Consider the following 13,960-nt stretch of genomic DNA (forward strand, 5'->3'; position numbering starts at 1 on the left):
GGCGACCGCATGGCGCCGGTGTATCTGCTGGTGGGCGAGGAATTGCTCGTACTCGAAGCGGCCGATGCCGTGCGCGCCATGGCGCGCCGGCTTGGCTACGCGGAGCGCGAGGTACTCGAAGCCGATAGCCGGTTCGACTGGGACGATCTTGCCCGCGCCTCGGCGGGGCTGTCGCTGTTCGCGACGCAGCGCCTGCTCGACCTGCGGCTCGCTGGCGGTCGTGCCGGCAAGGACGGCGGTGCGGCCATCACAGCCTTCGTTGGCGATCCGCCGCCCGACACCACCTTGCTGATCACCGCCACCGAGTGGAGCAGCAAGCACGAATCCGCCTGGACGAAGAACGTGGATCAGGGCGGTATCCAGGTCGTGTTCAACGCACCCCGGCCGCACGAGTGGACGGCATGGGTCGGCTCGCGGCTCGCCTCGCGCGGCCTCAAGGCCACGCCGGACGCGGTGGCGATGCTGGCCGAGCGCGTGGAAGGCAACCTGCTCGCCGCTGCCCAGGAAATCGACAAGCTCGTGGTGCTTGCCGGCGACCGCCCGCTCGACGCCGCGACGCTGGAAGGCCTGGTGGCGGACAGTGCCCGCTTCGACGCGTTCAAGCTCACCGATGCCGCTTTCGCTGGCGAAGGCGGCCGCGCGTTGCGCATTCTTGCCGGGTTGCGGGCCGAGGGCGACGAACTGATCGCGCTGATGGGCTGGCTGGTGAACCAATTGCAATTGGCGATGCGCCTCGCCAACGCCCGCGATGTCTCGGCGCAGGCGAAGATCGAGCGCCTGTGGCCCGCGCGTGAGCAGCTTTTCCGCAAGGCGCTGCGTCGTGCGCCACGCGAACACTGGATGGCCTGCCTCGCTCGCGCCGCGCGGATCGATCGCATGGCCAAGGGGCGCGAGCAGGGCGATGCATGGCTCGAAGCGGAGCGGCTGATCGCCGCCATCGCCGAACCGCGCGCGGCCACGGCATTCGCATGAGCGGCATGCGTCCGCTCGCCATCCTCGGCGGCACCTTCGATCCCATCCACCACGGCCATCTGCGTGCCGCGTGGGAAGCCGCGGAAGCGCTGGATGCCGAAGTCCGTATGGTTCCCGCGCGTACGCCCCCGCACCGGCCGCCGCCGGTCGCCGACGCGGCGGGGCGCGTGGCCTTGCTGCGCGCTGCGCTTTCCGGACAGCACCGTCTATCCATCGACACCCGCGAGCTCGAGCGCGAGGGCCCGTCTTACACCGTGGACACCCTGGCGTCTCTGCGCGACGAGATGGGGCCGGAACGCCCCCTCGTGCTGCTCGTGGGCATGGACGCGTTCGCTGGCCTGGCGTCCTGGCACCGCTGGCGCGACTTGTTCGCCCTGGCCCACGTGGGCGTGCTGACCCGCCCCGGTGCGGACCAAGCGCTTTCGGGTCCCCTGGCCGACTTCGTGGCGGATCGCCACGCGGCGCACGTACAGGGGCCGGCCGGCAGCGTGATCGGGATCGCCATCACGCCCCTGGACATCGCCGCCACCGCCATTCGCGAGACGTTCGCGGCAGGACGCGAGCCGCGTTTCCTGTTGCCGTCGGCGTGTTTCGAGGATGAGACGCTGCTCGCGCCGTACCGGGCGCTGGCCTCGGTATAGGGCCCTCGCCGCTTGCGTGGGGCCGAAAACCTGCCTCGGCATTTGACGCGACCCGACCGGGCGGGGGGTATACTCCCGCCAACCCCGGCATTCCGCCGTGAGAGGGTTCCGCATCTTGAGTTCGACCGCATCCCGCAAGGCCAAGTCCGCCGCCAGTAACGAGCACCTGCGCCAGCGCGTGGTTGCAGCCCTCGAAGATCTCAAGGCCAAGGACGTCCGCGAAATCGACGTCCGCGGCAAGACCTCCATCGCCGATATCCTGTTCATCGCATCGGGCACCTCGGCCCGCCACGTCAAGTCCATCGCCGACGAAGTGATCAAGTTCGCCAAGGAAGCGGGCGTGATGCCGCTTGGCGTCGAAGGCCAGACCGAAGCCGAATGGGTGCTCGTCGACCTTGGCGACATCATCGTTCACGTGATGATGCCGCGTATTCGCGAGTTCTACGGCCTGGAACGTCTCTGGACCGTCGGCGACGACGGCGCCGAAGCCGCAAACGCCTGAGCCCGCCGTGCGGGCTCGCCTCATCGCCGTCGGCGAACGCATGCCGGCCTGGGTGGCCGAAGGCTTCGCCGAGTACCGCAAGCGACTGTCGCACGAGCTGCCGCTCGAACTGGTCGAGATCAAACCCGGCACGCGCGGCAAGGGTCGCGACGACGCGAAGGCGATCCTCGACGAAGGTGTAGCGATCCTCGCGGCCTTGCCGCGCGACATCCACGTCGTGGCCCTCGATGGCCGTGGCAAGCCCTGGTCCAGCGAAGACCTCGGTCAGCAACTCCAGCAGTGGCGGATGGGCGGGCGTGACCTCGCCTTTCTGATCGGCGGCCCTGACGGCCATGCGCCCGACGTGCTCTCACGTGCCGACCAGACCTGGTCCCTCGGACCGCTGACCTTGCCGCACATGCTCGTTCGGCTCGTTCTGGCGGAGCAGTTGTATCGCGCCACGACGCTGGTCGCCGGCCATCCCTACCACCGCGCCTGAAGGAAACGACGTGCTTTACCTGGCTTCGCAATCCCCACGTCGACGCGAGCTTCTGGATCAGCTCGGCGTGATCCACCGGACGCTGGAGGTAGACGTCGAAGAGATCCGCCAGACGAGCGAATCGCCCGATGCCTACGTCTCGCGCGTGGCGCTCGACAAGGCACGCGCCGGCTTTGCGCGCGTTGCCGGTGAGCCGGATGCGCGCGTATTGGGCGCGGACACCGAGGTCGTGCTCGGCGACGAAGTGTTCGGCAAGCCGCGCGACGCCGACGACGCAGCCGCCATGCTGGCGCGCCTCGCCGGCCGCGAACACCGCGTGGTATCGGCGGTATGGCTGGTGGATGCGACGGGCGCACGGGATGCAGTGTCCGTGTCCACAGTGCGCTTCGCGCCGCTCTCGGCGGCAGAGATCGCCGCCTACGTCGCCACGGGCGAGTGTTTCGGCAAGGCCGGCGCCTATGCCATCCAAGGTGGCGCCGCTGCTTTCGTGGCTCATCTTTCCGGCAGTTATTCAGGTGTGATGGGCCTGCCGCTGTTTGAAACTTCCCGGCTCCTCCGCGGTCCGTGACAGGTCGTCGATGCGCGGGCTATAAAGCACGATGACTCAAGGAAAAGGGGCCGTGGTGAGCGAGGAAATCCTGATCAATGTCACACCGCGTGAGACGCGGGTGGCGATCGTCGAAAACGGCATGCTCCAAGAGGTCCACGTCGAGCGCGCGCAAAAGCGCGGCTACGTGGGCAATGTCTACAAGGGGCGGGTGCAACGGGTGATGCCCGGCATGCAGGCCGTGTTCGTGGAGATCGGCCTCGAACGTGCCGCCTTCCTGCATGCGTCCGACATCGTTCGCCCGCCGCTGCCGCCGACCGATGCGCCGGTGGAAGGCAAGAGCAGCGGCCACGGTCCGGTGCCGCCGATTTCCGAACTGGTCCACGAGGGCCAGGAAATCGTGGTGCAGGTGGTCAAGGATCCCATCGGCAGCAAGGGCGCACGCCTGTCCACGCACCTGTCGATTCCGTCTCGCTACCTCGTGCTGCTGCCGCATTCGCGCACGCTGGGCGTGTCGGTGCGCATCGAGGAAGAGTCCGAGCGGCAACGGCTGAAGGACATCATTCTTCCGCTCATCGGCGAGAACCACCTCGGTTACATCGTTCGCACCAATGCGGAAGGCCAGTCGGAGGAATCCCTGGCATTCGACGTGACCTACCTCGGCAAGGTATGGCGCGTGGTGCAGGAGAACATCCAGAAGGCCAAGGTCGGCGAGCGCGTCTACGAGGAACTGTCGCTGCCGCTGCGCTCCCTGCGTGATTCGCTGAACGACGGCATCGAGAAGGTGCGCGTCGATTCACGCGAAACCTACGAGAAAACCGTCAAATTCGTGCACAAGTTCATGCCGGTGCTTTCCGACCGCATCGAGCACTATGCGGGCGAGCGGCCGATCTTCGACCTGTACGGAGTGGAGGACGAAATCCAGCGCGCCCTGCGCAAGGAGGTGCCGCTCAAGTCCGGTGGCTACCTCATCGTCGACCAGACCGAAGCAATGACAACGATCGACGTCAACACGGGTGGCTACCTCGGTAGCCGCAACCTCGAGGAAACCGTTTACCGCACGAACCTCGAAGCAGCGCAGGCGGCGGCGCGCCAACTGCGCCTGCGCAACCTCGGCGGCATCATCATCATCGACTTCATCGACATGACCGACGACGAGCACAAGCGCCAGGTGTTGCGCATGCTCGAGAAAGGTCTGGCGAAGGACCACGCCAAGACCACGGTCTATCCCATGTCGGCGCTGGGTCTCGTCGAGATGACCCGCAAGCGCACCACCGAGAGTCTGGAACGCCAGTTGTGCGAACCGTGTCCGGCATGCAGTGGACGTGGCACGCTGAAGACCGCCGAGACCGTGATTTACGAGATCTTCCGCGAGATCACTCGTGCCGTACGTCAGTTCAATGCACAGAAACTCCTGGTGATGGCCAGCCCCAAGGTGGTCGGGCGCATCCTGGAGGAAGAATCGGCCGCGGTTGCCGAGCTGGAAGAATTCATCGCCAAGAGCATTCGCTTTCAGGCGGAAGAGCATTACTCGCAGGAACAGTTCGATGTCGTTCTTCTCTGAACCCGGCGCGATCCGCCGGCGCCCAGGCTGGTGAATTCGTCCTGGCGCCATCGCGTACGACGCCTGCGGTTTCTGCTTCTGGGTCTTGTCGCGAGTCTGCTGGTCGCCCTCGCGATCGTCATGGCGCTCGGCCAGCTTCTGCTGCCGCTGGCGGCCCGCTATCCCGAGCGCGTTGCCGCGCTCATCAGCGAAAAGGTCCAGCGGCCCGTGCGTTTCGCGTCGCTGGAAGGCTTCTGGCGTCCGTCGGGCCCGCTCTTCGTCATGCGCGATGTCACCATCGCTTCCACCGGCGGCGGTGAGCCGCTGCATCTTCCGCAGGCGGCGGTGAAGCTGGACTTCGGCGGCCTGGTGCTGCCGTCGCGTCACCTGATCAATCTGCGTCTGCGCGACCTCCGCCTCGGCCTGCGTCGTGCGGCAGATGGTCGGTGGAGTATCGACGGCTTCGATGCCGGTGGCGGTACGCAGAAGGTGTCGCTGGGCAATGTTTCTGCCGACCTGTGGCTCAGCAATCTGCATCTCGACATCGCCGACGAAACCACGCACCGGCAATACGGTCTTGTCGCCGATCAGCTGCGCATCAGCATGCAGGGTGCCATCACGCGTTTCGGCGGTACCTTGCGTCGCGAGAACGTCAGCAGCCTGCTCACGGCAGCGGGCACGTTCGCGACGGACGGCTCCAACGGGCGCGTCTACGTCAAGGGCGCAGACATCGACTTCGCCGCGCTGACCAGCGACTTCGAGTTCGATGGCTACGCGCTCGCCGCCGGCAAGGGCAGCTTCGAATCCTGGCTCGACTGGCGCGATGCGCGCGTGGTGCGCGCTACGTGGCGCGTGGACCTCGACAATCTCGCCGTGCGCGGTCCGGCGTGCACGGTCAGCACCGCCGGCTTGCACGGCATCGTGGATCTGCATCGTCGCGCCGATGGCGATCGTATCGACTGGGCGGGGCGCGACGGCGGCGATCTCGCCCTGCTGCTTCCTCACGCGGGCAACCGCAGCGACGGCGTGCTGGCGGGGCGCAACATCGATCTTGCACCGTTGCTTCCCTGGGCCGGCGTGCTTCCGCAGATGTCACCCGCGTTGGCGCGCTGGCTGGGCGAGGGCCATCCGCGCGGCCGCTTCGATCAACTGCGTGCGGACTGGAATTCCGATGAGGGTGTGCGTTTTGCGCACGCCACGTTCTCCGGCCTCGGCATCGACGCGAGCGGGCGCCTTCCCGGCGTGTCCGCGTTGAAGGGCGAGCTGTTCGGCGACGGCGAGGCGTTCGTGCTCAGTCTCCCGACGCAGGCGACGACGCTCGACGTCACCGGGGTGTTTCGCAAGCCCTTCGTCATGTCGTCGCTCGGCGGTGACATCGCGGTCTACAAGGACGACGGCGATTGGCACATCGGCGTCGATCCGCTGGATTTCCGTGGCGAAGGCTACGGCGGGCAGGTGCGCGGCGAGTTCGTCCTGCCGGCTGGCGACGGCGGACCGTTCGTCGATCTGTATGTGGCCTTGGGCGACGGCGATATCACCGCGGCGAAATTGTTCTGGCCGATCCACTCGATGTCCGAGGCCGCCCAGAACTGGTTGAATCGCGGCCTGGTGGCCGGTCACATCGAAAGTGGCGCTGCACTCGTGCGCGGCAATCTGCGCGACTTCCCGTTCAAGAACCAGGAAGGCCGTTTCGAAGGGCGCGCCGTCATCGACGACGTGGTACTCGATTACGGCACCGGCTGGCCGCGCGCCGAGGGCGTCTCGGCAGTAGCCACCTTCATCGACAATGGCATGTATGTCGAAGCCAGCGACGGTCATTCGCTCGGCAATGCGGTCAGTTCCGCCACGGCGGCCATTCCCGACTTTGCCGACGGCATCCTCGACCTCCGTGTCAGCGGTGCGGGCACGGGTGCCAGCTACCTCGATTTCGTCAAGAACAGCCCTGTCGGCAGTGGCAGTCGCGAGGCGCTCGACAAGATGAAACTGGGCGGCACCGGCGACTTCGGTTTCAATCTCCTGTTGCCGCTTAAGAACGCGAAGGATTTCACCTTGCAGGGCAAGGCGTCGATCAAGGACGCGGATCTCGTCGCCGATGCATGGAAACTTCGGCTGGATGGCATCACCGGGCCGATGAGCTTCGACGGCAAGGGCTTCAGCGCGAAGGGCCTGAGGACGTCGTTCCATGGGCAGCCCGCGCAGTTGGACGTCGCCATTGCGGACGCGACCGGTGATCCCTCGTCCATGGTCGCGGCCTCCGTCACCGGGGCGTTTACCGTCGGCGAGATGGTGGGCGATTACGAGAACCTGAAATGGCTCAGTGACGTCGCGAAAGGGCGGGGCACGTTCAAGCTCGGTTTCGATCTGCGCAAGACGGGGCAGGGCGACGAAACGGCGCAGACGCTGCGCGTGGATTCCGATCTGCGCGGCGTGGAACTGACCATGCCCACGCCGGTAAAGAAATCCGCCAACCTCGCCACGCCGCTCAGCGTGACCGTCGGTCTCCCTGTCGATGGCGCGCGTCTCGATCTGGCGCTCGGCGACATCGTGCGCGGACGCCTGCGTCTTCCCACCGACAAGGTGCCCATCGCGGCGGCGTTCAATCTCGGCAGTACGGCACCGACCACGCTACCGGCGCAAGGCTATGCCTTCGGTGGCCATGCCTCGGCGCTGGACGTTTCCGGCTGGGTGCAATACGTCGTCGGGCTCTCCAGTGGGGGTTCCGGCCCGGGCCTGTCATCACTGGACCTCACGGCCGACGACGCCCAGGTGTTCGGCCAGCATTTCGCCGGCATGCACATCGTCGCTAAGCCCGGCCCGCAGGAGCTTGCGCTGCGCGTGGACAGCGACGGCATGGCAGGTCAGCTGACCGTCCCCAACGACGACTTGCGTCGGCGCGGCATCACCGCACGCATGGATCGCCTGTGGTGGCCCTCGGCGGACGATGCAGCGGATGCGGCAAAGAAGGGCAAGGCCGTGGCCGGCAGTGCCACTGCGACCGCTGCCGCGCTGGCAAGGACCGAAAGCGCCAAGGCGCCTGCCTCGGCCGCGGCGCCGAAGACCCCGTCGGAAACCAACGAAGCGGGCGTCGCCCCGGCCAGCCTGCCGCCCATGCATCTGCAAGTCACCGACATGCGCTTGGGCAAGGCGCGCCTCGGCGAAGCACGCCTCGAAACCTGGCCCACCGACGAAGGCATGCACATCGATCAGTTGCGTGCGCAATCGAAGAACGTGCAGATCACCGCGTCGGGCGACTGGAACGGCGACGAGAAACGCAGCCGCACGCACCTCGCCATGGATTTCGCCTCCGAAGACGTGGCCCGCATGTTCGACGCGCTGGGCTTCGCCGGCATTCTTCAGGGCGGACGGACTGAGGCGCGCCTCGACGCCACCTGGCCAGGTGGACCTTCGGCGCTCGCGCTGGCGAACATGGACGGCACGTTGAAGGTCGACGTGGCGAACGGACGCATTCTCGAAGTGCAGCCGGGTGTGGGTCGGCTGTTCGGACTCGTGTCAGTCACTGAGCTGCCGAGGCGCCTTTCGCTCGATTTCGGCGACGTGCTGGGCAAGGGCTTCGGATTCGATTCGATCACCGGCGACTTCCGCTTCGCCGATGGCAACGCCACGACTCAGAACCTCAAGATCCGCGGCCCGGCCGCCGAGATCACCATCACCGGACGTGCGGGCCTCAAGGCGCGCGATTACGACCAGGAAGTGCTGGTGGTGCCGCACCTCGGCAACAGTCTTCCTGTGGTGGGCGCGTTGGCCGGTGGTCCGGTTGGCGCCGCTGCTGGCCTGGCTGTGCAGGGGCTGCTGGGTCATGGCCTCAATCAGGCGGCGCGCAAGCGTTACAAGGTCACCGGTAGCTGGGACAAACCCGTGTTCACGCCGATCGACAAGGGGCAGCCCTCGACGGCACCGCCCCTGCAGTGATCGTCAGGGCTTCTGTCGGCGGAACGGGAACAGCTGCTGGCGGACGAATCCATCGGGCATGTAATCGCCGACCACGCCGTACTTTTCCGGAAAGCGTTTCGTCGACGTCACGGCGGTGCCGAACAGGTAGTCGATGAAGGCGTAATGGGCGGCGTAGTTCTTGTCGATTGCCTCGTCGTCCGACGCGTGATGCCAGTGGTGAAAGTCGGGCGTCACGATCACGTATTTCAGCGGGCCCCACGGAAGATGCACATTGGCGTGGTTGAACACCGCCTGGAAGCCCACGACGATGATGTACGCATTCATCACCGCTTCGCTGAAACCGAGCACGTAGAGCGGTGCGAGCACGCATACGCGGGTGAAGATCAGTTCGAGCATGTGCTGGCGCGACCCAGCCAGCCAGTCCATGGTCTTCACGCTGTGATGTACGGCGTGGAAGCGCCAGAGGAAGGGCACCTCGTGGTAGGCGCGATGCGTCCAATACTGCGCGAGGTCAGCCACGAGGATGCACAGCAGCAACTGCGGCACGAAGTGGATGCCCGCGACCATGCGCTGGAAATCGCTGTTGACCATCCAGCCGAAGGCGTGATGGATAAGGAAATTCACGATCAGCAGCGAGAGGCCGACGATGAAGTGATTCACCGCAAAGTGCTTCATGTCGGTCTGCCACTCGAAGCGGAAGACACTCTGTCCGCGATAGAGCGGAAACAGTTTTTCGATCACCACGAACAGCAGGGTGGACCCGAGCAGGTCGAGGATGAACCAGTCGAGGCCGATGTAAGGCACGTGCTCGGGGAACTCGCCGACCGGCACGCGCGAGCCACCGAGGGCCACTGCGGCAATCACCATGACGAAGGCGGCGATGTTGAGGTTGCGCTGGCGGCCCAGGATCACGTTGGCCAGCGACAGGCCTCCGGCGACGAGCAGGCCGCCCAGGAGCACCTGGCGCATCACGTCGACAGAGTACTTGTGGCGCAGGTCGGGCGTGGTCAGGTACTGCGGAAAATGGAAGGCGAGGACGGCGAGCAGGCAAAGGAAACCCAGCGAAAGGGCGATCGCCGTGCTCACCATGGCCTTGCGCGGCGAAAGCTCGCCACTGCGATGAAGCAGATCGCGGGTCTCGTCCACCACGGCCTCGACGCGCCTTACCGGCGCCTGCGCGACCCGCTTGGCGAACGCCCGTTTGGTTCCCTTGCTCATGACCCCGTCCTTCCTCGTGAATGCTGGCCGCATCGTACGACAGCCCCGCCCGCTGGGGATGCTTTGAACAAGTTATCGCGAGAACTTAATCAGAGCATCCCCGGGGGCCAACGAGGGTTTAAGCTGAGCCCTTTCGGCCCCACATCCGGGGTTCTCATCAATCTTTGCCGGGCAACCTGATGGATTCCCTGATCTCCCTCGCCGAACGTCGCTTGCTGACCCCGGGCGGCCTCGCTGCCAACGACCTGGATCGCGTGTTCTCGCAGTTGATGGGGCCCTCCATCGACGCCGCCGACCTGTATTTCCAGCATTCGCGCAGCGAATCCTGGGTGCTGGAGGAAGGCATCGTGAAGGACGGCAGCCACTCCATCGAGCAGGGCGTGGGCGTGCGTGCCATCTCGGGCGAGAAGACCGGGTTCTCCTATTCCGACGAAATCGTGCTGCCGCAGCTCCAAGAGGCGTCACGTGCCGCGCGCGCCATCGCGCAGGGCGGTGCAGGGGCCGGCAAGCCGCTGGCGCTCGCGACGGGTCGCGGCCTCTATCCCGCCATCGATCCGGTCGAGAGCCTGCCGAACGAAGACAAGATCGCGTTGCTGCGCGAGGTGGACGCGTATGCGCGTTCGCGCGACCCCCGGGTCAAGCAGGTCGTGGTGAGCCTGGCGGCCACGATGGATACGATTCTCGTCGCGGCGTCCGACGGCACGCTGGCCGCTGACGTGCGGCCGCTGGTCCGCTTGAACGTGCAGGTCATCGCCGAACAGAACGGCCGTCGCGAACAAGGCCATGCCGGCGGCGGTGGACGCTACGGTTACCGCGAACTCATCGACAACGGACGCGCCCAGGCCTTCGCCGAGGAAGCCGTGCGGCAGGCGCTGGTGAACCTGGAGGCGATCGACGCGCCGGCCGGCAGCATGACCGTCGTGCTCGGTCCCGGCTGGCCCGGCATCCTGTTGCACGAAGCCATCGGGCACGGCCTGGAAGGCGACTTCAATCGCAAGGGCAGTTCCGCATTCGCGGGGCGCATCGGTCAGCGCGTGGCGGCGGAAGGCGTCACCGTGGTCGACGACGGCACGTTGCCCGGTCGCCGTGGCTCGCTGAGCATCGACGACGAGGGCACGCCAAGCGAATGCACCACGCTGATCGAGAACGGCATCCTCAAGGGTTACATGCAGGACAAGCTCAACGCGCGTCTGATGGGCGTCAAGTCCACGGGCAACGGTCGCCGTGAGTCGTTCGCCCAGCTGCCGATGCCGCGCATGACCAACACCTACATGCTCGCCGGCAACCGTGACCCGGAAGAAATCCTCCGTTCGGTCAAGCGCGGCCTCTATGCCGTGAACTTCGGCGGCGGCCAGGTGGACATCACCAACGGCAAGTTCGTCTTCTCTGCAAGCGAGGCGTACCTCATCGAAGACGGCAAGATCACCCGTCCGGTGAAGGGCGCTACGCTGGTTGGCTCCGGCCCCGACGTGCTCACGCGTGTGTCGATGATCGGCAACGATCTCGCGCTCGACGAAGGCGTGGGCGTTTGCGGTAAGGATGGCCAGAGCGTGCCGGTGGGCGTGGGCCAGCCGACGCTGCGTGTGGACGGCATGACCGTGGGTGGCACGGCCGCGTGATAGCGATCACGCGGCGTGCGCCGGGCTATTCCAATACGAACCTTAGTACATCGACAACATGATGCTCGCCGACAGTGGAGCCGCCTTCGCCGATGATAAGTCGTCGAATCGGGAAGCGAGACGTATGATCGAAGAGTTGCTCGACGTTCCAGCCTAATCTGGCGAAAGTCTCCGTCTGCGTGCCGTCGTCGCCATATGTCGTGATGAAGGCGGTGCGGACGTTGGACACGATGGCGACTTGGACGTGCGTCACCGGTTCGCCGACGATCTCGATTTGTACGCGTGCGGTATCCGTGACGGACAGCCAACCACGGCTGATGTCCCCCGTCGGCGATCTATCCTGACTAATGGCGACAAACGGACTGAGCGCTGTGATTTTCACCGCGCCGCCGACAAACGAGACCGGCGTATTGATCGGCAATGTCCCGGTATAGATGCCCGGCTCCTTGAAATCCAGCGCGATCCGGCTCCTGCCGGTGCGAGCCACTTCCAAGAAGGCGGGATCGGACGCGTAGGATAGACCGCCGCGCGTGAGGGTATAGAACACGGGCACTCGCTGGCCAAGATAACGTGCGAACTCGGTCACGGGAATCTCGAAGGTCATGCCGTTGGTCGCTGACCGGGTGGTCGTGGTGTACTCGCCGACACTGACGCTGATGAGGTCGCCGGCTTGGAGCGTCAGCCCCGCAGGGAGGCGGACGATGACCGTGTCGCCAATGGTTCCGATGTCCAGCTTGCCTGAGGCGGCGCCTTCGATCGTGGGAGCCGTGAGATCGCGCAAACGAATGCCGACGTTGAACTCGGCGATCTCCGCATTAAACATCTCGTCGTCTCGCTCGACGGTATACAGCACGGTGATCGTGCTGCCGACGTTCTTGTTGAGGAACGGTTCCTTCGGAACGAGGAACGTCAAGGGGGAGCCAAGCGAAGTGAGGGTCTTCTTGTAAACGTTCCTGTCGATGCCGCCATACCAATAGAGCGTTATTCGATCGCCTGACTGCATGCCGGGGTAGTTCACCATTACCCGCGTGCCCAGATTGTTGTCGATCTTCGCCGGATCGATGGTGTCGCCGTCCGCTTGCGAGACGATGGCTGCGGGCAGGACGGGTAGCGTGGGGTCGCGCAAGCGATAGGTTCGTTCGGGTGCCTGGATCGATTGCACCGGCTTTCCTTTTCCGGGCGCGCCACTGTAAACGAGCAACTTGTAGGTGAAGGTGACGGTACTCCCGTTCAGCGCGTTGATCTCGTTGCTGAGAATGTCGAAACGTAGCGGGAAGGTGCTGGTCGCGGTGATGTCGATGTCACCTTCGGACATGATCGTCGTGCCGTCCATGGCGGTGCCGTGCATGAGGTAGCGAACTCGCGTGCCCGGTTTCATCAGTGAGCTGTAGGGAATGGCGAGCGTGGCCTTGCCTGCGACAAGAACCTTTTCCGGGTCGAGGCTGTCCCCTTCCGCTTCGACGATGTCGGGCGCCACGAGGGAGGCCGGCTTGCCGACGATTGAGAAGTTGAAACGATCGGATATCGCCACCGCGCCTGCCCGCTTCCTCTGGTACCACACGGCGGCATCGCCTCCCATCAGTGATGCCAGTATGTCGTTCGGAAGCGTGGTGCGACTGAAGGTCTCCGTGACGGTCACGTCCGGGCCGGTGTATTCGACCGGAAGTCCCTCCGCCGTCGTGCCTGCCAGGTGGACGATGACCACATCGCCTGGCTCCAGAGGTGCGATGGTCATCTTGGCGGGTGCCCCAAGCAGCGCGTCCACGTCGAGCACATAGTCGCCGTCGATCAGCGTCACCTGGGAGATCGTTGGCGGGTTCAGGGGCGATGCGCCTGCTACGTCCACGTTAGTGGAGGGCGATATTGCGATGTCGCCCGAGTCGTCCTTGACGGTGTAGCTCACGTTGATGCCCTGGCCCGTGCCTCCTGCGTCGATGAGCGTTCGGGCGATGGCGATGTCGACGGCCTGCCGACGTCGCTTGCGGTGATGACGCGCGTGACTTCATTGCCGGCGGCGCCCCAACGAATCGTAATCGTGTCGCCGGCTCGCATGTTGGCGTAGGAATCGATGGTGACCGTGGCGCCAGGCGTCGTTGGAGTAATCGGGGTGGGCGATACGCGTGGTGCTGCAAGGGAGTTTGTTCCATCCGGGGCGATGCCGGGTCGATCGAGCCGGATGGCGATCTGAGTGGTCGTCGAGGCAACGGATGCACCCGCCCGGAGGACATCCACGATGAAGTCGTGAGTGCCGCTGCCCAGCGCGGCAAGGGCCTTGCCGGCAATATAGAACGACAGGGTCTTCTCGACGCCAGCCGCGGTTTGCAGTGGCTCGGCGATGCCAATGGCGCGCCTGCCCGGCGCGAGTAGCACCACGCTGTCGCCTGCTTCGAAATCCCAGGGGCCGACGGTGACGAGCGTCGGGCGGTCCGGAGGGTTGAGAAGATCGTCGTACCCCAGGGCGCCGTCGGCGGCGTCGCGGAAGACGGCTGTCGGCTGCGAGGTGGTCTGGCTGTTCATGGGCGTGCATT

11 protein-coding genes are annotated in these 13,960 nt (G+C 65.4%); 8 read left to right on the forward strand and 3 right to left on the reverse strand.

All coding sequences use genetic code 11. The features are described from left to right. Nucleotides 1-9: 9 nt before the first annotated feature. From holA to BT115_RS12190, 7 genes are all read left to right on the forward strand, one after another. Complete coding sequence (gene holA, locus BT115_RS12160) at nt 10-972, forward strand: DNA polymerase III subunit delta (RefSeq protein ID WP_072323191.1); 963 nt, start codon at nt 10-12, stop codon at nt 970-972. Between the two features lie 5 nt (nt 973-977). Then, the gene (gene nadD, locus BT115_RS12165) at nt 978-1,613 is read left to right on the forward strand and encodes a nicotinate-nucleotide adenylyltransferase (protein ID WP_072323190.1); all 636 of its coding nucleotides are present in this window, start codon (nt 978-980) and stop codon (nt 1,611-1,613) included. Between the two features lie 115 nt (nt 1,614-1,728). Then, nucleotides 1,729-2,115 carry a ribosome silencing factor gene (rsfS, locus tag BT115_RS12170; protein ID WP_072322848.1) on the forward strand — a complete coding sequence of 129 codons (387 nt, stop codon included), beginning with the start codon at nt 1,729-1,731 and terminating at the stop codon, nt 2,113-2,115. Nucleotides 2,116-2,122: 7 nt separating this feature from the next. Then, nucleotides 2,123-2,593, forward strand: coding sequence for a 23S rRNA (pseudouridine(1915)-N(3))-methyltransferase RlmH (rlmH, locus tag BT115_RS12175; protein WP_072322849.1), 471 nt, complete (start codon nt 2,123-2,125; stop codon nt 2,591-2,593). A 10-nt stretch (nt 2,594-2,603) separates the two neighbouring features. After that, nucleotides 2,604-3,161 (forward strand): Maf family protein, encoded by a 558-nt coding sequence (locus BT115_RS12180; protein ID WP_072322850.1) that lies wholly within the window; start codon nt 2,604-2,606, stop codon nt 3,159-3,161. Between the two features lie 55 nt (nt 3,162-3,216). Further along, nucleotides 3,217-4,704: a ribonuclease G gene (gene rng / locus BT115_RS12185; protein ID WP_072323192.1), complete on the forward strand. Its 1,488-nt coding sequence runs from the start codon at nt 3,217-3,219 to the stop codon at nt 4,702-4,704. Nucleotides 4,705-4,734: 30 nt separating this feature from the next. Continuing rightward, nucleotides 4,735-8,613: a YhdP family protein gene (locus BT115_RS12190; RefSeq protein ID WP_072322851.1), complete on the forward strand. Its 3,879-nt coding sequence runs from the start codon at nt 4,735-4,737 to the stop codon at nt 8,611-8,613. 3 nt (nt 8,614-8,616) lie between these two features. Here BT115_RS12190 and BT115_RS12195 read toward each other — a convergent pair whose 3' ends face one another. After that, nucleotides 8,617-9,813, reverse strand: a complete 1,197-nt coding sequence (locus BT115_RS12195; protein WP_072322852.1) for a sterol desaturase family protein — start codon at nt 9,811-9,813, stop codon at nt 8,617-8,619. A 176-nt stretch (nt 9,814-9,989) separates the two neighbouring features. On the opposite strand from BT115_RS12195, the gene tldD reads away from it, so the two are divergent. Beyond that, entirely contained in the window at nt 9,990-11,432 is a 1,443-nt protein-coding gene (gene tldD / locus BT115_RS12200) for a metalloprotease TldD (RefSeq protein ID WP_177257420.1), read from the forward strand. A 25-nt stretch (nt 11,433-11,457) separates the two neighbouring features. On the opposite strand, the gene BT115_RS12205 is transcribed toward tldD, so the two are convergent. Then, nucleotides 11,458-13,230, reverse strand: a complete 1,773-nt coding sequence (locus BT115_RS12205; protein ID WP_143144550.1) for a hypothetical protein — start codon at nt 13,228-13,230, stop codon at nt 11,458-11,460. Nucleotides 13,231-13,331: 101 nt separating this feature from the next. Then, the gene (locus BT115_RS12210; RefSeq protein WP_072322855.1) at nt 13,332-13,949 is read right to left on the reverse strand and encodes a hypothetical protein; all 618 of its coding nucleotides are present in this window, start codon (nt 13,947-13,949) and stop codon (nt 13,332-13,334) included. Nucleotides 13,950-13,960: the final 11 nt, after the last annotated feature.

Source organism: Luteibacter sp. UNCMF366Tsu5.1 (assembly GCF_900119235.1).
Taxonomy (GTDB): Bacteria; Pseudomonadota; Gammaproteobacteria; order Xanthomonadales; family Rhodanobacteraceae; genus Luteibacter; species Luteibacter flocculans.